Annotated in this window: 19 protein-coding genes; 7 read left to right on the plus strand and 12 right to left on the minus strand. The window is 70.7% G+C overall.

Annotated elements, in window-relative coordinates:
* Positions 1 to 70 precede the first annotated feature (70 nt).
* A complete protein-coding gene (nadA, locus tag ACFQVD_RS17740; protein ID WP_343970189.1) occupies positions 71 to 1,225 on the plus strand; it encodes a quinolinate synthase NadA in 1,155 nt (384 codons plus the stop codon).
* 104 nt (positions 1,226 to 1,329) lie between these two features.
* Here the strand turns inward: nadA and ACFQVD_RS17745 are convergent, their stop codons facing one another.
* The 7 genes from ACFQVD_RS17745 to ACFQVD_RS17775 form a co-directional block, all read right to left on the minus strand.
* Positions 1,330 to 2,040, minus strand: a complete 711-nt coding sequence (locus tag ACFQVD_RS17745) for an SIMPL domain-containing protein (protein ID WP_343970192.1) — start codon at positions 2,038 to 2,040, stop codon at positions 1,330 to 1,332.
* 100 nt (positions 2,041 to 2,140) lie between these two features.
* Positions 2,141 to 2,893: a maleylpyruvate isomerase family mycothiol-dependent enzyme gene (locus tag ACFQVD_RS17750; protein ID WP_343970195.1), complete on the minus strand. Its 753-nt coding sequence runs from the start codon at positions 2,891 to 2,893 to the stop codon at positions 2,141 to 2,143.
* A 1-nt stretch (position 2,894) separates the two neighbouring features.
* A complete protein-coding gene (locus tag ACFQVD_RS17755; RefSeq protein WP_386271559.1) occupies positions 2,895 to 5,348 on the minus strand; it encodes a serine/threonine protein kinase in 2,454 nt (817 codons plus the stop codon).
* Between the two features lie 204 nt (positions 5,349 to 5,552).
* Positions 5,553 to 6,128: a PspA-associated protein PspAB gene (pspAB, locus tag ACFQVD_RS17760; RefSeq protein WP_343982928.1), complete on the minus strand. Its 576-nt coding sequence runs from the start codon at positions 6,126 to 6,128 to the stop codon at positions 5,553 to 5,555.
* Between the two features lie 54 nt (positions 6,129 to 6,182).
* On the minus strand, positions 6,183 to 7,085 hold the full coding sequence (htpX, locus tag ACFQVD_RS17765) for a zinc metalloprotease HtpX (protein WP_343982925.1): 903 nt from the start codon (positions 7,083 to 7,085) through the stop codon (positions 6,183 to 6,185).
* A 9-nt stretch (positions 7,086 to 7,094) separates the two neighbouring features.
* Positions 7,095 to 7,373 carry a PspA-associated protein PspAA gene (gene pspAA / locus ACFQVD_RS17770; protein WP_343982922.1) on the minus strand — a complete coding sequence of 93 codons (279 nt, stop codon included), beginning with the start codon at positions 7,371 to 7,373 and terminating at the stop codon, positions 7,095 to 7,097.
* Positions 7,370 to 8,197 carry a PspA/IM30 family protein gene (locus ACFQVD_RS17775; protein WP_343982919.1) on the minus strand — a complete coding sequence of 276 codons (828 nt, stop codon included), beginning with the start codon at positions 8,195 to 8,197 and terminating at the stop codon, positions 7,370 to 7,372. Before ACFQVD_RS17775 ends, pspAA begins: the two co-directional genes overlap by 4 nt.
* Before the next feature lie 147 nt (positions 8,198 to 8,344).
* Between ACFQVD_RS17775 and ACFQVD_RS17780 the strand changes: the two genes are divergently transcribed.
* Positions 8,345 to 8,953, plus strand: a complete 609-nt coding sequence (locus ACFQVD_RS17780) for a DUF3043 domain-containing protein (protein ID WP_343982916.1) — start codon at positions 8,345 to 8,347, stop codon at positions 8,951 to 8,953.
* A gap of 159 nt (positions 8,954 to 9,112) precedes the next feature.
* Here the strand turns inward: ACFQVD_RS17780 and ACFQVD_RS17785 are convergent, their stop codons facing one another.
* Entirely contained in the window at positions 9,113 to 10,399 is a 1,287-nt protein-coding gene (locus ACFQVD_RS17785) for an SMI1/KNR4 family protein (protein ID WP_343982914.1), read from the minus strand.
* A 44-nt stretch (positions 10,400 to 10,443) separates the two neighbouring features.
* Here ACFQVD_RS17785 and ACFQVD_RS17790 point away from each other — a divergent pair, with 44 nt between their 5' ends.
* Entirely contained in the window at positions 10,444 to 11,442 is a 999-nt protein-coding gene (locus ACFQVD_RS17790; protein ID WP_343982911.1) for an aldo/keto reductase family protein, read from the plus strand.
* A gap of 138 nt (positions 11,443 to 11,580) precedes the next feature.
* On the opposite strand, the gene ACFQVD_RS17795 is transcribed toward ACFQVD_RS17790, so the two are convergent.
* Positions 11,581 to 11,787: a hypothetical protein gene (locus ACFQVD_RS17795; RefSeq protein WP_030910294.1), complete on the minus strand. Its 207-nt coding sequence runs from the start codon at positions 11,785 to 11,787 to the stop codon at positions 11,581 to 11,583.
* Positions 11,788 to 11,995: 208 nt separating this feature from the next.
* On the opposite strand from ACFQVD_RS17795, the gene ACFQVD_RS17800 reads away from it, so the two are divergent.
* Entirely contained in the window at positions 11,996 to 13,039 is a 1,044-nt protein-coding gene (locus ACFQVD_RS17800; protein ID WP_343982907.1) for a bifunctional adenosylcobinamide kinase/adenosylcobinamide-phosphate guanylyltransferase, read from the plus strand.
* Between the two features lie 156 nt (positions 13,040 to 13,195).
* A complete protein-coding gene (locus ACFQVD_RS17805; protein ID WP_343982905.1) occupies positions 13,196 to 14,149 on the plus strand; it encodes an adenosylcobinamide-GDP ribazoletransferase in 954 nt (317 codons plus the stop codon).
* Between the two features lie 138 nt (positions 14,150 to 14,287).
* Here ACFQVD_RS17805 and ACFQVD_RS17810 read toward each other — a convergent pair whose 3' ends face one another.
* From ACFQVD_RS17810 to ACFQVD_RS17820, 3 genes are all read right to left on the minus strand, one after another.
* Entirely contained in the window at positions 14,288 to 15,211 is a 924-nt protein-coding gene (locus ACFQVD_RS17810; RefSeq protein ID WP_343982902.1) for a CPBP family intramembrane glutamic endopeptidase, read from the minus strand.
* Between the two features lie 53 nt (positions 15,212 to 15,264).
* On the minus strand, positions 15,265 to 16,263 hold the full coding sequence (locus tag ACFQVD_RS17815) for a DUF1648 domain-containing protein (protein ID WP_343982899.1): 999 nt from the start codon (positions 16,261 to 16,263) through the stop codon (positions 15,265 to 15,267).
* A gap of 90 nt (positions 16,264 to 16,353) precedes the next feature.
* Positions 16,354 to 16,701, minus strand: a complete 348-nt coding sequence (locus ACFQVD_RS17820) for a GntR family transcriptional regulator (RefSeq protein WP_343982896.1) — start codon at positions 16,699 to 16,701, stop codon at positions 16,354 to 16,356.
* 90 nt (positions 16,702 to 16,791) lie between these two features.
* Between ACFQVD_RS17820 and ACFQVD_RS17825 the strand changes: the two genes are divergently transcribed.
* Positions 16,792 to 18,336 (plus strand): leucyl aminopeptidase, encoded by a 1,545-nt coding sequence (locus ACFQVD_RS17825; RefSeq protein ID WP_364155353.1) that lies wholly within the window; start codon positions 16,792 to 16,794, stop codon positions 18,334 to 18,336.
* Positions 18,337 to 18,533: 197 nt separating this feature from the next.
* On the plus strand, positions 18,534 to 19,913 hold the full coding sequence (lpdA, locus tag ACFQVD_RS17830; protein WP_343965919.1) for a dihydrolipoyl dehydrogenase: 1,380 nt from the start codon (positions 18,534 to 18,536) through the stop codon (positions 19,911 to 19,913).
* Positions 19,914 to 19,933: the final 20 nt, after the last annotated feature.

The following is a 19,933-nucleotide window of genomic DNA, read 5'->3' on the forward strand; positions in this document are numbered from 1 at the left end:
TCCCACGGAATAAAGCCTCAACAGCGTGTGTCATCATTAGTCGTCACTTCGACGATAAGGGGGTGTGGCCATGACGACCACCGAGACCGGGCTTCCGCTCTTCGTCCTGGGCAGGGGCGTGGACCCGCACAGCGAGCGCGGTGTCGACTGTCCCGGCGAGCTGCCGGCCGCGTCCGACCCGGCGCTGGTGGAACGCGCCAGGAAGGCGAAGGCGGCGCTCGGCGACAGGGTCTTCGTACTGGGCCACCACTACCAGCGTGACGAGGTCATCCAGTTCGCCGACGTGACCGGCGACTCGTTCAAGCTCGCCAAGGAGGCCGCGGCCCGGCCCGACGCCGAGTACATCGTCTTCTGCGGCGTGCACTTCATGGCCGAGTCCGCCGACATCCTCACCTCCGACTCCCAGAAGGTGGTGCTGCCCGACCTCGCCGCCGGGTGCTCGATGGCCGACATGGCCACCTTCGACCAGGTCGAGGAGTGCTGGGAGGCGCTCCAGGACGCCGGGATCGCCGGCGGCACCGTCCCCGTCACCTACATGAACTCCAGCGCCGACATCAAGGCCTTCTGCGGGCGCAACGGCGGCACCGTCTGCACCTCCTCCAACGCCAGGCGCGCCCTGGAGTGGGCCTTCTCCCGCGGGGAGAAGGTGCTCTTCCTTCCCGACCAGCACCTGGGCCGCAACACCGCGGTGCTGGAGATGGGCCTGTCACTGGACGACTGCGTCGTCTACAACCCGCACCGGCCGAACGGCGGCCTGACCGCCGAGCAGCTCGCGGGCGCCAAGATGATCCTGTGGAAGGGGCACTGCTCGGTACACGGCCGCTTCACCGCCGAGTGCGTGGACGACGTCCGCGCCCGCATCCCCGGCGTCAACGTGCTGGTCCACCCCGAGTGCAGGCACGAGGTCGTCACCAAGGCCGATCATGTCGGCTCGACCGAGTACATCATCAAGAAGATCGAGGCGGCTCCCGCCGGGTCCTCCTGGGCGGTGGGCACCGAGCTGAACCTGGTCAAGCGGCTCGGCGCCATGTTCCCCGACAAGGACGTGACGTTCCTGGACCGGACCGTCTGCTACTGCTCGACGATGAACCGGATCGACCTGCCGCACCTGGTGTGGGCGCTGGAGTCGCTCGCCGCCGGCCAGGTCGTCAACCAGATCACCGTGGACGACGACACCGCCCACTGGGCCGGGGTCGCCCTGGACAGGATGCTGGCGCTGCCCTGAGCACGAGGTGGACGGGCCCCGGCGGGTGGTGACCCGCCGGGGCCCGTCGTGTGCCGGGAACCTGTCGCGTACCCGGGATCGGGGGAGCACCGCGTGAGCGGGGCCTAATCCAGCTCGTAGACCACCCTGACGCTGACCGACACGTCCTGGCGGCCCGGGCTGATCGACGCCTTGTCCGCGATCGCGCCGGCGGCGAAGAACGGCCGCGGCGGGGTGACGTTCTCCTCGCTGATCTCCAGCGCGCGGCCGAGCCTGCGCCCCGCGAGCCTGGCGTACTGCGTGGCGCGGGTCCTGGCGTCCCTGAACGCGGCCTCGCGGGCCAGCCTGAGCGGCGCACGGTTGTCGGCGACCTCGAAGGAGACGCTGTCCAGCCGGACCGCCTCGCCGGCCGCGACCGCCGCGTCGATCACGTCGTCCGCGGTGTCCAGGTCCCGCACCACCGCCTCGACCCCCTGCGCGGCCCGGTAGCCGGAGATCGTTGGGTAGTCCTTGTACTGGGGGCCCAGGGACAGCTCGTTGGTCCGCAGGTCCTTGGCCGCGATGCCGGCCGCCAGCAACGCCTTCGTCAGCGCGGCGGCGGCGGCACGGGCGGCGGTGAACGCCTCTCCCGCGGTGGAACGGACCACCTCGACACCGGCGTCCAGCTTCATGACGTCCGGGGTGACCGACAGCCGCCCCTCGCCCACGATCGTTATCTGCGGCCGGTCCTCCCTCACCGTCGCCGTGGAGGGCGTGGAGTCCGCGAGCGCCGTGCCACCGAACAGGCCCACGGAGACGAGCGCGGCCGAGGTCACCGCCTGAGACATCTTGATCATAGGGGCATGGCACCACGGGGCGGCGGTCTCGGCGGCGGACCTTCCTGGAGATCTGCCGTGTCTTGGCCGAATCCCGGGGCGGGTGTTTACCTTCCGCCGGTCAGATCCGGGCGAGCTCCCGCCACCAGCCCAGCAGCCCCGCGTCGCCCTCGACGGCGTAGTCGTCGACGCTGCGCCGCCCCCACACGACCTGGAGCAGGTCCGCCGAGGTGGCGGTGCGCACGGTCACGCTCCCCGGCTGCAGGGACCGCCGGTGGTGGAAGCGGTCGGGGTCAAGGGTGATCACCCACCCGGCTCCGGTGTCGGCCTGCAGGGAGATCGTCTCGCCCCCGCCCCTCAGCTCGGCCACACCCGGGTTCCACAGGGCGTACGGCAGGATGTCGAGAAACTCCTCGACCCCGTCGGCCGCCACGTCCTCGGGGACCAGAGTCGGGATGCCCACCGCGAGCTCGGCGTCCATCCGGTGCACCAGGGTCTCGTGGAGCATCCGCCTGGACCAGAAGCGCACCCGCCGCTCCCCGCCCCAGGTCCACATCGGCGCCTGTGGATCCTGCGACAGCAGCGCCTCGGACAGCAAGGCGGCCCCCGCACCGAGCCAGGCGGGATAACCGCTCGCGTCGGCGGGCAGGCCCATGTCCATCCCGCGGCGGTCGTAGCGCCGCTCGGCCAGGTCGGCGACCATGGTGGCCGCCCACCGGTGTACGCCACCGGTGTGGGTGACGAGCCTGGCCAGATCCCAGCCGGGACAGGTCAGCACGGGAACGGACATCTCCCGCCCCCTCAGGACATCGGCCATCCGGGCGATCTCCGTGGCGGCCGCCGAGACATGCTCGGCATGGGTCCATTCCCTCATGTCAGCCCTCCCGGGTGAAGCGCATGAACTGCTTCTCGTACTCCTTGGCGTCGGTGGTGGTGGCCAGCACCCGCTGCGACCGTCCCTTGAAGTCGAACACCACGGCCTCGTAGCCGGAACCCTTGCGCCGCCAGCCCGCGATGTGCTTGTCGTCGTACCAGCCGATGAGCCGCTCGGTCTCGAACGGGATCCGCACCTTCGCCGGGGCGTCGGAGGCGGTGGACCAGACGCAGATCTCCTTCTCGCTCTCCTTGCAGTACGTGAGCAGTGACGATCCCGACGGGGAGATGTCGTCGCCCTCGACGGTGATCGGGGTTCCCACGTCCAGCAGGGTCTGCAGCACGGTGCCCTGCAGGTCGTAGAAGCGGATGCGCTGGGTCTTGCCGGTGAGCGCCCAGGTGCCGACGGCACGGCCGTCACCCCGCCAGAAGTAGCTCCACGTGCCCGCGTCCTTCTCCTTCACCCGGACGATCCTGGCCTTCTTCGTGACGGTGTCGATGATCGCGAAGCCGTACTCCTTGCTGGTGTCGTCCACGGCCTCGTACAGCGTCACCAGTCCGCGTTTGCCGTCCGGCGACCACTGCGGCAGCGTCGGGTAGACCGGCGCCTTGGTGATCCTGATCTTGCTCGCCGCGCCGGTGCGCTGGTCGATGACCGACACGATCGAGTAGTTCTGCGCGTCGTAGATCCGGTCGGTCCCCAGCGCCTGGGTGCCCGCGGCGTTGAGCGTGTAGTGGAAGTACTTGTCGTTCTTGGCGAACCGGTCGGTGCCGTACTTTCTGACGTAGAGGGTCTTCTCCCAGTCGAGACTGTAGGAACTCAGCTTGATCGGGTCCTGGGGGCTCTCATGGAGCGTGATCGAACTGCCGGGCAGCTTGATCTTGTTGGTCGCCTGCGGCACCGTCGGCGCTTCGGGGGTCGGGGTCGCGGAGGCGGGGGGGCTCGCCTGCTCCGTACCGCCGGTCTGCGGGTCGCCGTTCTGGGTGGTGCCCGCCTGGGGGTCGCCCGGCGTCTCGGTACTGCCGCCGCGCACCGCCAGCACGACGCCTCCGGCCACGAGGGCGGTGGCCAGCAGGCCGCCCGCGACCGCGAGCCACACTCCGCGCCCGCTCCTGGCGGGCGCGGGGTGTCCCGGATATCCGGGTGATCCGGGGTTCTGGTACGGGGCACCGTCGTGGGAGGCATGGGGCACGGGACCGCCGTAGGGCTGTGGTCCCGTGGGCCCCTGGGGCCCCTGGTATCCCTGCTGCGGGTATCCCGGCCCCTGCTGCGGATACTGGGCGTAGCCGTGGGCCTCGGACGGCTGCGTGTAACCGTGGGGCATGGACGGCTGGGTGTGACCACGCGGTTCGGAGTGTTGGAGGTAGCCCACCGGGCCGCCCTGCGGGCCCTGCCCGGGGTATCCCCCGCCGGGACCGCCCTGCTGGGGATACGGCTGCTGTTCCGGGTGATGCGGATAGCCCTGCCGCGTGCGGTCGTCGCCTCCCGGGTGCCGCCGCCCGTAAGTGGTGGCGGTGGGGGCGGGTTCGCTCCCGGCGGGGTAGCCGCCGGGGCCGGGCCCGGTCTGCTGCGCCGCGGCCGCCGAGCCCTCGGCGAGGATGCCGCGGGGTGCGGTGGGCAGCACGGCGCCGGCCGCCGGCCCGCCCGCGTGGCCGAGCAGCCGCAGCAGCGCCTCGCCCGCCGTGGGCCGCTGGGTGGCGTCCTTGGACAGGCACTGCCCGACCAGGTCGCGCAGCGCCGGATCGGCGATCGCCCCCAGGTCGGGCTCCATGTTCATGATCCGGTTGAAGATCGCAGGCAGGCTGTCCGTACCGAACGGCGGCTGCCCGGTGGCCGCGAAGACCATCGTGCAGCCCCAGGCGAACATGTCGGCGGGTGAGCCCGCGTTCTCCCCCGCCAGCTGCTCGGGGGTCATGTAGGAGGGGGTGCCGATCGCCATCGCGGTCAGCGTGGAGGTGCGGTCGAGCGCCTTGGCGATACCGAAGTCGATCACTCGGGGGCCGTCGGGGGCCAGCAGCACGTTGGAGGGCTTGAAGTCGCGATGGACGATTCCCGCCTGGTGGATCGCGACGAGCGCGGTGACCGTGCCGATCGCCAGGCGGTGCAGGGAGGCGCCGTGCCGGGGACCCTCGGTGGCCACGACCGCGTCGAGCGTCGGGCCGTCGATGTACTCGCTGACGATGTACGGGCGATGCTGGTCGACCCCGGTGTCGATCACCGCGGCGGTACAGAAGGGAGCGACCCGCTGGGTCGTGCTGACCTCACGGACGAAACGCTCCATCGCCTCCTCGTCCTGCGCGAGGTCGGCGCGGAGCAGCTTGACCGCGACACGGGCACCGGTCGGGGAGATTCCCAGGTAGACCGTTCCCTGGCCACCCTCACCGAGCCGGGCGGTGAGCCGGTACTCCCGCACGTGCTCGGGATCCCCGGGCCGCAAGGACGCGAGGTCCGCCATGGTCACACCCTTCTTCCGTGATGAACTTCCGGACCCATTGTGGGGGCAAAGGGTCACAGGACGTACATCAAACCGCAAGTCGGACGGACCTCGGTAGCGCGTTCCAGACGGCCTTTCAGGATCCTCGGAACGGGCGGGACCCCTTGCGTGAGAGCCAGAGACGATCTTGCGGAGGGCCGGCCCGGACCGGGCCGGACGGACGGATCAGAGGCCGGGCGCGCCCCAGAGGGGGAACCAGCGGCCGAGATCCGGCTCGATCTCCAGTTCACCGCCGATCGCACCGCGTACCTGCAGCTCCAGCGCGTTGTCCCGGCGCCCCGTCTGCCCGGGCAGCGGGGCGAACGGGTAGAAGGTGCCCTGCTTGTAGAGGTAGACCATGGCGAGCCCGCGACCGTCGGGGGCCGCGAAGGAGACCAGCGAGCAGAGCAGCGAGGGGCCGAAACCCGCCGCCTCGAGGGAGGAGTTGACCGCGTGCAGGTCGGTGACCAGATCGCCGAGCAGTTCGGGCGTGCGGCGGACCAGCAGCCATGTGTAGCCGTAGGCGTCCTTCGACACCTCCACCGGCGGGCCGCCTCCGGCGTCCAGCAACTGGGTGATGTCGCGCTCAAGGGCGGCGAACGCCCCGCCCTCGGCCGAGCGGAAGCAGACCGCCCCAAGCCCGGTCGGCGCCAGGTCGGTGGCCGCCTGCAGGGTCACCGCGGCCGAGGGCAGCGCGAACAGCGCGTCCAGGTCGGCCTTGGCCGGTTTACCTCGGCCCAGCAGGGCATCCCACCAGCGCATCCGGTCCCTTCCCCTTCACGGCTTCCACTTCCACGGAACGGCGCTCCCGCCGCGTCACCCGCCCTGCCCGAGCTGGGCGGAGATCCTGCCGAGCTGGTCAAGGCGCTGCTCCAGCGGCGGGTGGGTCGCCAGCAGCGCGCTCAGGCTCGCCTTGCCGGAGAGGGCCGGCGCGAAGAAGAAGGCGTTGAACGGCTCGGCCTCGCGCAGATCCCTGGTCGGGATGCGCGCCATCTCGCCGCTGATCTTGACAAGGGCGCTGGACAGGGCCGACGGGCGCTGGGTGAGCAGCGCTCCCGCACGGTCGGCGGCCAGTTCCCGGTAGCGCGACAGGGCCCGGGTGAGCAGGAAACTGACCGCGTACACCAGGATCGAGACGAGCATGATGATCAGGCCGATCGGCAGCCCGCCCCGGTCGTCGCGCCCGCGTCCCAGGCCGCTGTAGAGCGCGACCCTGGTCATCAGCCCGGCGACTATGCCGAGGAAGGACGCGATCGTCATGACCGCGACGTCCCGGTGCGCCACGTGGGACATCTCGTGGGCCAGCACGCCCTCCAGCTCGCCGGCGTCGAGCCGGCGCAGCAACCCCGTGGTCACGCAGACCACGGAGTTCTTCTGGTTGCGGCCGGTGGCGAACGCGTTCGGAACATCCGAATCGGCGATCGCCACCCGCGGCTTGGGCATGTCGGCCAGAGCGCACAACCGGTCGATCATGCCGTGCAGTTCCGGCGCCTCCTGCGGGGACACGACACGTCCGTGCATCGCGAACAGCGCGATGCGGTCGGACATGAAGTACTGCACGAAGAGCATGACGCCGGCGATCAGCAGTACCGCGACCGCACGGACGCCCAACGCGATCAGTACGGCCACGAAGACGACATAGAGCAATCCGAGCAGGAACATGGTGATCACCATGCGCCTGGTCAGGCCCCGGTCCGGGGCGAACCGGGTTTGTACCATATGCCCAGGCTATCCGGGAATCAGGCCCTCGTTGCCGAGCATCTCCCGAACTTCCTCCATGGAAGCGTCAGCCGGGGGCAAAATCAGCTCCGAGGACTCCAGGCTGTCGTCGGGCAGCGCCTTGCCGACATGGCGGACCTTGTCGAGCAGGGCGTGCAACCGGGTGCGGAAGACCTCCTCCTCACCCGCCTCGATCGCGGCCTCCAGCTCGGCGTCCAGGGTGTTGAGCACGTCGAGATCGGCGGGGGCGATGTCGATCTGCCCCTCCCCCATGATGCGGACGATCACAGGCCCTCCCCGGGCTGGCGCAGCTGCTGCGTCTGGTTGGACTGAGGGTGTTGCTGGGGCTGCTGCTGCGGCTGGGGCTGCTGCTGGGCGGGGCCGGACGTGATCGCCCCCTGGGGCCCGGTGCCCTGACCGAGCTCGGCCTTCATCCGGGCGATCTCCAGCTCCACGTCGTGGCCGCCGCCCATGCGGTCGAGCTCGGCCTGGATGTCGTCGCCACGCTGCCCGCTGAAGTCGTCGAGCGCGCCGCTGGCCAGCAGCTCGTCGATGGCACCCGCGCGGGCCTGCATGGAGGCCGTCTTGTCCTCTGCGCGCTGGATCGCCAGACCGACGTCGCCCATCTCCTCGGAGATGCCGGAGAAGGCCTCGTTGATCCGCGTCTGCGCCTCGGCCGCGGTGTAGGTCGCCTTGATCGTCTCCTTCCTGGTACGGAAGGAGTCGACCTTGGCCTGCAGCCGGTGGGAGGCCGTGGTGAGCTTCTCCTCCTCGGCCTGCAGGTTGTCGTGCTGCACACGGAGGTCCGCGATCTGGGTCTGCAGGCTGCCGCGGCGGGTCAGCGCCTCGCGGGCCAGGTCCTCGCGACCGACCCCGAGCGCCTTACGGCCCTGCTCCTCAAGCTTGCGCGCCTGCGCCTCGATCTGGTTGATCTGAAGCTCCACACGCTTGCGCGAGGTGGCGACATCCGCCACGCCCCGGCGTACCTTCTGCAACAACTCCAGCTGGCGCTGATATGAGTAGTCCAGGGTTTCGCGAGGATCCTCCATCTTGTCCAACGCGTTGTTCGCCTTGGACCTGAAGATCAGCGAAAGTCTCTTCATCACGCTCATGCGCGTCGGCCGTCCCCTTCTTCAAGTGCGCTTCGGGTCACCCCAAGTGATTCCAGCCCCCCGAAAAGCACCGGAGCCACCATAGGGTTCACCCTACGCATAACGCGCGGGGGCGTCACTAAGTTGCACTCCCGGTAGGCTGACGTTGTGTTCCGACGTACCCAGACCACCGCGGACGACTCCCCCGCCTCCGCTAACGATCCTAAGCCTGCGGGCAAGGGGCGTCCCACACCCAAGCGACGGGACGCCGAAGGCCGTCGCCGACAGCCGGTGAACGCCCCCAACAACCGCAAAGAGGCCTACAAGCAGCTCCGCGAGCGCCAGGCGAACGACCGGGCCAAGGCGCGCGAGGGGATGCTGCGCGGCGACGAACGCTACTACCCGGCCCGCGACAGGGGGCCCGTCAGGAAGTTCGCGCGCGACTGGGTCGACTCCCGCCGCGTCGTCAGCCAGTACTTCCTGCCGTTCTCCCTGCTGATCCTGCTGCTCACCTGGATCCCCTTTCCGACCGACGTCCGCGGCTACGTCTACGTCGCGGTGATCACGATCGGCTGGCCGATCATGATGGTCGGCGTGCTGCTCACCTCGATCTGGGTGTCCTGGAAGGTGAAGAAGCTCGCCGCCGAGAAGTTCCCCGGCGAGAACCTCAAGGGTGTCGGCTTCTACGCCGCCATGCGCGCGCTGCAGATCCGCAAGCTGCGCTTCCCCCCGCCCACCGTCCTGCCCGGCGGCAGGCCGGTCCCGCCGAAGAAGTAGTTCGCGGCCCCCGGGAGCACCTCGGCCCACCGGCTTTCGGACCCCGCCCCTCCTTCGAAAGGGGCGGGGTTCTTCTTGTCCCGCGCAACGGCCGCGGAGCGGATCCGAAGGGCTTTCCCGGCAGTCCCCGCACCCGCTCTCGGGCGGGAGGGACGGCGATCACGACCGCACGACGTCCCAGGCCAACTCTCCGCCGGTCACCTTGGGTTTCCAGTAGCCCACCGACCCGCCGGTCTCCAGGGCGTCGGCCGTCGCCTTCAGCAGGCCGTAGTACGAGCGGATCCGGATGCCGCCGGGCGTGAAGCTCATCCGGCCCTCGTGGTCGGTCCGCCCGACGTCGCGCGCCACGGAGTCGATCACCAGGTGGTCGCCGCCTCCGTTGGCGCCGAACGGGATCATCCGCCCGTCCCACCGTTCCGCCCGCGCGTCGACGCCTGCCTCTGCGCCGATGTCCTCCCCGTCCATCCCGCAGAACCGCCGCCAGGTGTCACGGATCTCGCGAACCCCCTGGTTCCGGTTGCCGATGAAGCCGAACGGCCAGATGTCGCCCACGACACGGGCCCCGTCGTGCCGTAGCAGGGAGGCACGCAGGTCGTCGGGGAAGCGCAGGCCCATCTGTGCCTCGGCGACGGCGATCGTGCGGGCCCTGGCGGGCCTGCCCAGCGTGCGAAGGCTCTCCGGGGCGTTGGCCGCGAGCCACCGCTCGATGCGGCGCCACTGGCGGTTCACCGCCCTGGTCATCCGGGGGTCGATCACCCGCACCCGCGGGACCCTCGCCTGCGGCCGGCAGTCCGCGTCGGGAACCGCCGCGGAGGGCTCGTCCGGCGGCGAGGTGGGGTCGGCCACGTCGGAGTCCGTGACGGCCACGACATCGACCGGGCACGGGCCGGTGGGCCGGATCATCGGCCCCTCTTCCGCCGGGTGACGCATCCCCGGCTCCAGCACCTGCCCCGCCCTCGGCTCGCACCCGTCCTTCACACCCGGCGGGCTCCAGAGGGCGGTTCCCTCGGCGGCCCGCGTCCCCTCCGAGAAGACCGCCTTCTCCAGGACCTGCGTGCCGAAGGCGAGCAGGCAGAGCCCGATCCCGACGGCGCCCCAGCGGACCAGGCGGCCCTTGACCGCCCCGTCCAGCGGCTCGCGCGGCTGCCTGGGCGCGAACGTCCGCTCAAAGGCGGACCGGAAGGCGGAAGGGGGACCGGTGGCGTACCGCCTGAGATCCTCCTCGGTGGGGACGCCGAGGAGCGGCGCGGGAGGCCGGCGCCGCGCGTGCCCGGCCCCGGAGGCCGTCTTCTCCGCCGGTGAGCCGATCGACGCCTTCTTCGGGGAGTCGCCCCCCGGACCGCCCTCCGGTCTCCGCCACAGGCGGACGACCAGCACGACGACCGCCGCCAGCAGCCCGGCGGCGAGCGCCAGCCGTACCCTCCGCGAAGTGATCAACCGCAACACGCCCGGCAGAGTATCCCGAATCGGTCACCTACTAATGTCAGAGCATGGAATTCCGCCACCTTGGCCGGAGCGGTCTCATGGTCAGTGAGATCAGTTACGGCAACTGGATCACCCACGGTTCCCAGGTAGAGGAGGACGCCGCCAAGCAGTGTGTGCGGGCGGCGCTCGATGAGGGGATCACCACCTTCGACACCGCCGACGTGTACGCGGGCACCAAGGCGGAGGAGGTTCTCGGCCGCGCCCTCGCGGGAGTCCGCCGCGAGTCTCTGGAGATCTTCACCAAGGTCTACTGGCCGACCGGTCAGGGGCCCAACGATCGCGGCCTGTCACGCAAGCACATCACCGAGTCCCTGCACGGCTCGCTGCGCCGTCTGCAGACCGACTACGTCGACCTTTACCAGGCACACCGTTTCGACTACGAGACGCCGCTTGAGGAGACCCTCAAGACCTTCGACGACCTCGTACGCCAGGGCAAGGTCCTCTACGTCGGCGTCAGCGAGTGGACCGCCGAGCAGATCGGCCGGGCCCTGAAGATCGCTGATGAGATGGGCTTCGACCGCCTGGTCTCCAACCAGCCCCAGTACTCCATGCTGTGGCGGGTCATCGAGGCAGAGGTGGTACCGCTGAGCGAGAAGGAGGGCGTCGGCCAGATCGTCTTCTCCCCCATCGCCCAGGGCGTGCTCACCGGCAAGTACCTGCCGGGGCAGCCGCCCCCGGCCGGTTCCCGAGCCACCGACCCCACCGGGGGCAACTTCATCTCCCGGATGCTCGACGACGACGTGCTCACCCGCGTCCAGCGACTGGGGCCGATCGCCGCCGATCTCGGGCTGAGCATGGCCCAGCTCGCGGTGGCCTGGGTGCTGCAGAACCCGAACGTGTCCTCGGCCATCGTCGGCGCCAGCAGGCCCGAGCAGGTCCGCGACAACGTCAGGGCCTCCGGGGTGAGGCTGGACGCCGAGGTGCTCAAGAAGATCGACGATGTCCTCGGCCCGGTCGTCGAGCGCGACCCCGCCAAGACCGTCAGCCCCAAACGGCGTCCCTAGAACCTGTCCCGGTCGAGATCCCTTCGCCCCTTCTCACCGAGGGGCGAAGGGCCGGTGCACCACTCGCCGTTCCTCGGTGATCGCCGGTTCGCATCCGCCCCTCTGCCGAGCGGCCCGCCCGATCAGCGGGTCCTTCCCTCACTCCGGGCGCAGGGACATTCCCTCGTACTCGATCTTCTCGTCCTCGAGCAGGGTGACCTTCTCGACCCCCGCCTCCAGCAGCTCACGCCAGTTCTCACCGAGCCACGACTCGGCATCGGCCTGGCTCGGGAACGTGTCGGACGGCGCGACCCCCTCGACTACCTCGCCGCCATTCGCGTTTTCATAACGCCAGCGCCACGTCATGCCATAGCTCCTTCTCACGGATCCTGCCAGTGCCGTTCGGCGGCTCAGCGAACCCTACCTCTCCAGGGTGCCCCCGAGCGTGGAGGCAGGATCATGGTCTCGTGCCCCGTCGCCCGGCTGTTCCCGACCCCCCGTACGCTGCGGAGGTCATCCGCTTCCGCCGGAAGGTGGCGGCTCGCAACTCCTTGAACCCGATGGGAGGCCGGGTGTGAAGGTCCTGATCTCCGGTACCGCGGCTGCGGCGGGCTGGCCGGCCCCGGGCTGCGGGTGCGTCTCCTGCGCCCGGATCGCCCCCGGCCGCCGCCCCACGTCCGTGCTGCTCGGCGGCTCCGTGCGGCTGCCGTCCGCCGGCCCGCTCCCACCCGGCTACCGCGCCTCGCCCGGTCCGGACGGCCTCACCGTCACCACCCCCGGCGACCGTCGCGTCCTTTACGCCCCCGCCGGCCCGCCCGCCCCTCCCCCCTACGAGGAGCGAGAGCCCGCAGGCCCGGGAGCGGCTCTGGACCTGGTGCTGCTGGACGTGCTCGACCGGCCGGCACGGCTGGGGGACCTGCGCCGGCGGGGCCTGGTCGGCGAGCGAACACACGTGCTGGCCGTCGACCTCGACCACCGGGTACCGACGGAGGCGGAGCTGGCCAGGCGGGCAGACCTGTGGGGGGTGCGCGCCGTACCGGATGGCACGGTCCTCGACATCGGCGAGCCCCCGCCACTTCCGGCTCCCCCGCCCCGAAGGACCCTGCTGCTGGGCGGGACCCGGTCGGGCAAGTCCGCGGAGGCCGAACTACGGCTGGCGGCCGAACCCGAGGTCCGCTATGTCGCGACCGGGCCGTCCGGCGACGGCGATCCCGAGTGGCTGCGCCGGGTCCGGGCGCATCGTGACCGCAGACCCGCCCACTGGGAGACCACCGAGACCGCGGACCTGGCCGGATTGCTGCGGTCCGCCGGGACCCCGCTGCTGATCGACGGGCTCGGCACCTGGGTCGCCTCCGTCTTCGACGAGTGCGACGCCTGGTCGGGCGGGGACGGCCTGGACGCGGTCGCGCCCCGGTGCGACGACCTGGTGGCGGCCTGGCGGCAGACCCGGGCCCGGGTCGTGGCGGTCTCCGACGAGGTCGGCCTCGGCGTGGTGCCCGCCACCGCCAGCGGCCGGATGTTCCGTGATGTCCTAGGCCGCCTGAACCAGCGCCTCGCCGCGGAATCCGAGGACGTCACCCTCGTCGTCGCCGGCCGTCTCCTCCCCCTTCCCTACTGAGCCTCTCCTCGACGAGGTGACACCGAGACCCCGGGGACAGCGCCGGTCCCTCCGAGCCTCCGTTCGCCAAGAGACGCCGAGTACCCGGATCAAAGAACGTCGCCGGCCCCACCATCCCCGCGTCCCGGGCGCCCGGGAGGGCTATGATCTGCGGTCATGCCCGCGCCCCCGCCTCCCGACAGGTCGTCGACGTTCGCCGACGGGGTGCGTCTCGCGGTCGGCACACTGAGCGTGTTCCCGGTCCGGCCCGGGGTGGTCGACCGCCGGGCGGGGGGTGTCGCGATGGCGATGGCCCCGCTGGTGGGGGCGGTGCTCGGGGCCGTCGCGGGACTGGTGCTGGCGATGGCGCTCCGGCTGGGGATGACGCCGCTTCCGGCGTCGGTGCTCGCCGTGGCGGTCCTCGCACTGCTCACCCGGGGGCTGCACCTGGACGGGCTTGCCGATCTCGCCGACGGGCTGGGCAGCGGGAAGCCCGCCGAACGGGCGCTGGAGATCATGAAACGGTCCGACATCGGCCCGTTCGGGGTGGTGACCCTGGTCTGCACCCTGCTACTCCAGGTGGCGGCCCTGTCGGAACTCGCCTACACGGGGTCGGGGCCGATCGTCCTGGTCACCGCCTGCGCGGCCGGGCGGCTGGCCCTCACCTGGGCCTGCCGAGCGGGTATCCCCCCGGCCCGCCCCGGCGGGCTCGGTGCGATGGTCGCGGGCACCGTGCGACGGAGCGTCGCGGTGGGCATGACCGTGCTGGTGCTCGCGGGGTCGGCCGCGCTGCTCTTCCTGCCTGACACCGGCGCCCTCGACGTCCGGTCGTCCTCTTCTGCGTTCCTCGGCACTCATCAGGACAACCACGGGCTCGCCTCGGGAATCGACTCGCTCTCCGGCTCCCGGGGAGCCGCACCGGGCGGCCTCAGCGACCTTGATCCCGGGCTGGGGAGTCTCTCCGCCTCCTGGGGACTGCCGGCGGCCGTACTCCTCGGGTTGCTGGCGGCCTGGGTGGTGCGGCGCCGAGCGGTGCGCCGGCTCGGCGGCATCACCGGGGACGTGTTGGGAGCCCTGGTCGAGATCACCACCGTCACGGCCCTGCTGGTGAGCACGGTACTCGTGAGCTGACCTTCCAGCCTCCTCCAGCCGTGCCAGACCCTGCGGACCTGCCTGACCCGAGCAGAGCAGCCGGATTCGGCGAATCGGACGGACCGGACAGAGGAGGCCCATCGGCGAGGGCTGCAGGAGCATTCCTCTCCTCGACTCTCAGCCGATGGCCTGGGGCTGTGGCTCGATCGGCCAGCGTTTGATCACCAGCGCGAAGACCGCGGCCAGCAGCGCCGAGCCGACCAGCCCGGTGATCCCCGCGATGGCCAGATTGGGCGGGTCCGCCGCGTTACCGACCAGCAGGGTCAGGCCGGCGGAGGCGTTCAGGGAGCCGTGCCCGACGACCGCTGGCCAGACACTCCCGGAGTAGAGACGGAACCAGCCGAGCAGCGCTCCGAAGACCACGCAGAAGACGATGAACATCGGTGCCGCCCACGCACCCAGCTCGGGGTAGTTGTATCCGCGCAGGGTGAGCGGGAAATGCCAGACTCCCCAGATCACCCCGGAGACCAGGAGCGCCCGCCAGGTGCCGAGCGTCATCAGGCGGGGCAGCAGCCAGCCCCGCCACCCCCACTCCTCTCCGAATGCCGCGATCGAGTTGATCAGCGGAGCGATCAGAAAGACCACCGCGATCTGCACGACCGCCAGGACTCCTGGCTCCACCGGAAGCGATCGGCCCGGGGAGGCCGCCGCCAGGCTCTCGCGGAACAGGCTGAGCCCCCACAGGTCGACGGAGAGCAGGCCGAGGGCGGCACTGAGCGCGATCGCGACGATCACCAGCAGGGGGGTGCCGAACCAGGCCAGCGCGACGAGCGCGAGCGTGCGCCCGCGACGCTCCCCCATCCACAGGCCGGTCCGCCCGGCCCACTCACGCCAACCGGTGGCGAGTTCTCCGAGCCGTCTGCCCCAAAGCCGGACGGCGAGGACGCCCAGCGTCGGAGTGAACATCATCGCCACTCCGACCGCTATGAACGCGGGCGCGCCGATCCGCGCACCCGTCAGCCAGAGGGGCAGGGCGAACAGCCAGGACAGGCCGAACGCGACGAGCAGAAACAGCCACAGATCAGTGGATCGGCGGGGCATGAGATCACCTTCCAATGCTCGGTTTCGGGGGGGAAGGTCCGCGAAGGTGGAGGTCAGCGGAGGCCGGAAGCGGTGGACGTCCTGGCCACGAGGGTGTTCAGCAAGGCGGCGCCGTTCTCGGCGTCGTCGATCGAGACGGCGAAGCGACCACCGGAGACGTAGCCGATCACAAGGCACTCCCCGCCGCGGAGCATGACCGTCGTGCCACCCGGCAGGCCGCGGACACCCCAGCCTCCGACATTGGACGGGAACAGCTCCTCCGACCAGGCCCGCTCCACTCTGGTGATCGGGATGCGCTTGCGGGGCAGGTGGAGCGGTCCATAGAAGAGGACGACGCCCTCCTCGGTGACCTGCACCCGTACCGAACTGAAGATCACGCCTACCAGACCCACCAGACCCATGATCGTCGCGGGGATCCAGAGCATGCCGTCGCCACCGAGCAGGGCGAGCACCGCGAGCCCCATCCCCGCGGCCAGGAAGGAGCAGCCGAGCGCGACGAGCAGGCCGTTGCGCAAACAGGAAACCCATACCGCGCGCTGGCCGGGACCGAGCGGGACCCGGCGTGGAGAAGTCGCTTTCGGCTCCGGGGAATCGTTGGGACCCGGACGGGCCATCAGGGCGCCGAGCCAGCCGCCCAGCAGCAGCGCCGCGACCACGAGCAGCGCGCTCCACCCCAGGTGATCTGCCTGCCTCCAGTCGGGGACGTCGAGGTTGGCCGACAACGTGGTCGCCTGCAACCCCAGGAAGAACGGGCCGCCACCGCCCAGCACGGCACCGAGCGCCATGCGGTTCGCCCTGTTCCTGAGCTTCCCGGCGTTGACGAGCACGATCGCACAGAGGACGCCCGAGATCAGCACCCACAGGCCGACCTGGAACAGCACCGAGGCGGTGAACGGCATCGAGCCGTCGGGAGCGCCGGACGAGCCGCCCCAGTGCGTGGCGATCGGATCGGGCAGCCGGTCTCGCAGCGTCAGCGGCGCGGCGACCAGGACGGCGGCCACCAGCACGGACCAGCCGGCCGCCACGGACAGGAATCGGGCTCGCTGGCCCATCTCGGTCTTCCCTTCGAAGGACCGGGTCTCCGACCCGATCATCTGACTTTTTCAGCGTGGGGACCCCGGGCTTCAGCCCTGGGGAGGAAATCAAGACAGTTCTCTGATGAGTTCGATGACGTCGTCATGGCGGTAGCCGTACTGGACCGCCTCGGCGAGCAGGGAGCGCAGCTTCTCCTCGATGACGCTGCGCGGGTTGGGGCGGCTGAGCACGCTCACGCCGCGGCCGCGACGGAACTCCAGCACCCCCTCGTCACGCAGGTCCCGCAGGGCACGCAACACCGTGTTGGCGTTGATGCCCAGCGCGGCGGCCAGGTCGCGCGCCGGTGGGAGCCGGTCTCCCTGGGCGTAGGACCCCTCGGCGACGGCACGTCTGATCGCCTCGGCGACCTGCTCGTGCAGTGGCCGGGGATCGCCCATATCCAAGGTGAGCAACATAGTGCTAGTGACATTAGCACCATCCCTCTCGATGATGCCACTCCCGGTAGCACCATCGGACGGTGCGATTCGTAGGACGAACCCTCGTTTATGAGTACTGCGCAAGCCCTACTAGCATCGGCTTGTGTGACCACTGTGCGGCTGACCCCAACTGACAACGCTGTCTCGTTCGATACCGACGCACTGGTCGTCGGCGTCCATACCGGACCGGACGGCCTGCGCCCCGCTCCCGGGGCTGACGGCCTCGATCAGGCTCTCGGCGGCAGGCTCGCCGCCGCGCTCGGTAGTGTGGGCGCCAAGGGGAAGCCGGGCGAGATCTCCAAGATCCCCACTTTCGGCGCGCTGACCGCGCCCCTGCTGGTCGTCGTCGGCCTGGGCGACGCCCCCGAGAACGGCTACGACGCCGAGGCCCTGCGCCGTGCCGCGGGCACCGCGGTCCGCGCCCTGGCCGGCACCGGCCGGGTGGCGCTGGCCCTGCCCACCGCGAGCGCCGAGCACGCCGGCGCCGTCGCCCTGGGCGGCCTGCTCGGCGCGTACTCCTTCACCAGGTACCGGACCGCCGACGAGCCGAGCGCCCCGGTGGCCGAGCTGGCCGTGCTGACCGACGCCGAGGGCGCCGAGGCCGCGATCGGGCGCGCCGGCACGCTGGCCGAGTCGGTCTCGTTCGTCCGTGACCTGGTCAACACCCCGCCTTCGGACCTGTGGCCCGCGCGCTTCGCCGAGATCGCCGACCAGGTGGGCGGCGAGGCCGGCCTGTCGGTCGAGGTCCTGGACGAGAAGGCGCTCAAGGAGGGCGGCTACGGCGGCATCGTCGCCGTCGGCCAGGGATCGGCGAACCCGCCCCGCCTGGTACGCCTCGCCTACAGCCACCCCGAGGCCGAGAAGAAGCTCGCCTACGTCGGCAAGGGCATCACCTTCGACTCGGGCGGCCTGTCGCTCAAGCCGTCGGCCGCGATGGACTGGATGAAGTCGGACATGGGCGGCGCGGGCGCCGTCCTCGGCGCGATGCTCGCGATCGCGAGGCTGGGCCTGAAGGTCAACGCGGTCGGCTACCTCTGCCTGGCCGAGAACATGCCGAGCGGCACCGCGCAGCGTCCCTCCGACGTGTTCACCAGCTTCGCGGGCAAGACGGTCGAGGTGCTCGACACCGACGCCGAGGGCCGCCTGGTCCTGATCGACGGCATCGCCCGCGCCGGTCAGGACGAGCCCGACGTGATCGTCGACGTCGCCACGCTCACCGGCGCGCAGATCGTCGCGCTGGGCTGGCGGACGGCGGGCGTCATGGCCAACGACGACGACCTCCGGGCCGAGATCGTCGCGACGGCGGGCGCGCAGGGCGAGGCCGCGTGGCCCATGCCCCTGCCCGACGAGCTTCGCAAGGGGCTCGACTCGCCCGTGGCCGACATCGCCAACCTGCACCCCGAGCGTTTCGGCGGGATGCTCACCGCGGCGATCTTCCTGCGGGAATTCGTGCCGGACGGTGTCCGTTGGGCACACATTGACATGGCCGGTCCCGCCTTCAACAAGGGGGAGCCGCACGGCTACACGCCGAAGGGCGGTACCGGGGCGGTCACCCGGACGCTCGTCGGCCTGGCCGAGCGCTACGCGACCGGGTCCGCCCAGGCGTCGGCGTAGCCGCGCGTGCGGGTCACAAGCAACACAGACAGATGAAAAGATGCGGTTGTCGGTGCCGGGCCAAGGGCGGGCACCGACTGGGCGCCGAGCCGAGTCAGGCGGCGACGTGGATGCGATCGAGGATCCGCGCGGCCGGCCAGGGCACGGAAGGGGCGCGACCGTGAACACGGTATTCCAATCCGACAAGGAGCTTTCCTGTGGCTGATGGCAGCGGCCCCTACGACATCGTCGTCCTGGGTGGCGGTAGCGGCGGGTATGCCTGCGCTCTGCGGGCGGCCGAGCTGGGCAAGACGGTCGCGCTGATCGAGAGAGACAAGATCGGCGGCACCTGTCTGCACCGGGGGTGCATTCCCACCAAGGCGCTTCTGCATTCCGCGGAGGTCGCCGACGAGACGCGGGAAAGCGCGACCTACGGCGTCAAGGCCCGTTTCGAGGGCATCGACGTGCCCGCGGTCCACGCGTTCAAGGACAAGATCGTCAATCGCGCCTGGAAGGGCGTGCAGGGCCTTCTCAAGAGCAAGGGCATCACGATCATCGAGGGTGAGGGCCGTCTCGCGGGCCCGAACCGGGTGGCGGTGGGCTCCGAGATCTACGAGGGCCGCAACATCGTGCTGGCGACCGGCTCCGCGCCCAGGTCCCTTCCCGGCCTGGAGATCGACGGCGAGCGTGTCATCACCAGCGAGCACGCGCTCAAGCTCGACCGGGTGCCCACTTCCGTGGTCGTCCTGGGCGGCGGCGTCATCGGCGTGGAGTTCGCCAGCGTCTGGCGCTCCTTCGGCGCCGAGGTGACGATCGTCGAGGGCCTGCCGCACCTGCTGCCGCTGGAGGAGGAGTCGAGCTCCAAGCTGCTCGAGCGCTCCTTCCGCCGCCGCGGCATCAAGCAGGAGCTGGGCGTCTTCTTCGAGGGCGTCAAGACCACCGACACCGGCGTGGTCGTCAGCCTGGCCAACGGCAAGACCCTGGACGCCGAGCTGCTGCTCGTCGCGGTCGGCCGCGGCGCGGTCTCCGCGGGCATGGGCTTCGAGGAGGCGGGCATCGCCATCGAGCGCGGCACCGTCACCGTGAACGAGTTCTGCCAGACCAGCGTGCCCGGCGTGTACGCGGTCGGCGACCTCATCCCGACCCTGCAGCTCGCCCACGCGGGCTTCGCCGAGGGCATCCTGGTGGCCGAGCACATCGCGGGGCTGAACCCCGTGCCGATCGACTACGACGGCGTGCCGCGGATCACCTACTCCGATCCCGAGGTGGCCTCGGTGGGCATCACCTCCGCCCAAGCCAGGGAGCGCGGCCACGAGGTCGTCGAGTTCACCTACGACCTCGCGGGCAACCCCAAGAGCCAGATCCTGCAGACGCAGGGCGCCGTCAAGATCATCTCTGCGAAGGACGGCCCGGTGCTCGGCGTGCACATGGTCGGCCGTCGCATCGGCGAGCTCGTGACCGAGGGGCAGCTGATCTACAACTGGGAGGCCCTGCCCTCCGAGGTCGCCCAGCTCATCCACGCCCACCCGACCCAGTCCGAGGCCGTCGGCGAGGCGATGCTGGCGCTGGCCGGCAAGCCGCTCCACGTCCACAACTAACGTAAGCCCTCACTCGGAAC

It is taken from the genome of Streptosporangium amethystogenes subsp. fukuiense (assembly GCF_042665875.1).
In the GTDB taxonomy this organism is placed as follows: domain Bacteria; phylum Actinomycetota; class Actinomycetes; order Streptosporangiales; family Streptosporangiaceae; genus Streptosporangium; species Streptosporangium fukuiense.

Bases quoted from the DNA above. Each gene is read 5' to 3' on its own strand.
- nadA (WP_343970189.1), top strand. From the start codon at position 71: ATGACGACCACCGAGACCGGGCTTCCGCTCTTCGTCCTGGGCAGGGGC.
- ACFQVD_RS17745 (WP_343970192.1), bottom strand. From the start codon at position 2,040: ATGATCAAGATGTCTCAGGCGGTGACCTCGGCCGCGCTCGTCTCCGTG.
- ACFQVD_RS17750 (WP_343970195.1), bottom strand. From the start codon at position 2,893: ATGAGGGAATGGACCCATGCCGAGCATGTCTCGGCGGCCGCCACGGAG.
- ACFQVD_RS17755 (WP_386271559.1), bottom strand. From the start codon at position 5,348: ATGGCGGACCTCGCGTCCTTGCGGCCCGGGGATCCCGAGCACGTGCGG.
- pspAB (WP_343982928.1), bottom strand. From the start codon at position 6,128: ATGCGCTGGTGGGATGCCCTGCTGGGCCGAGGTAAACCGGCCAAGGCC.
- htpX (WP_343982925.1), bottom strand. From the start codon at position 7,085: ATGGTACAAACCCGGTTCGCCCCGGACCGGGGCCTGACCAGGCGCATG.
- ACFQVD_RS17775 (WP_343982919.1), bottom strand. From the start codon at position 8,197: ATGAGCGTGATGAAGAGACTTTCGCTGATCTTCAGGTCCAAGGCGAAC.
- ACFQVD_RS17790 (WP_343982911.1), top strand. From the start codon at position 10,444: ATGGAATTCCGCCACCTTGGCCGGAGCGGTCTCATGGTCAGTGAGATC.
- ACFQVD_RS17795 (WP_030910294.1), bottom strand. From the start codon at position 11,787: ATGACGTGGCGCTGGCGTTATGAAAACGCGAATGGCGGCGAGGTAGTC.
- ACFQVD_RS17805 (WP_343982905.1), top strand. From the start codon at position 13,196: ATGCCCGCGCCCCCGCCTCCCGACAGGTCGTCGACGTTCGCCGACGGG.
- ACFQVD_RS17810 (WP_343982902.1), bottom strand. From the start codon at position 15,211: ATGCCCCGCCGATCCACTGATCTGTGGCTGTTTCTGCTCGTCGCGTTC.
- ACFQVD_RS17815 (WP_343982899.1), bottom strand. From the start codon at position 16,263: ATGGGCCAGCGAGCCCGATTCCTGTCCGTGGCGGCCGGCTGGTCCGTG.
- ACFQVD_RS17820 (WP_343982896.1), bottom strand. From the start codon at position 16,701: ATGTTGCTCACCTTGGATATGGGCGATCCCCGGCCACTGCACGAGCAG.
- ACFQVD_RS17825 (WP_364155353.1), top strand. From the start codon at position 16,792: ATGAGTACTGCGCAAGCCCTACTAGCATCGGCTTGTGTGACCACTGTG.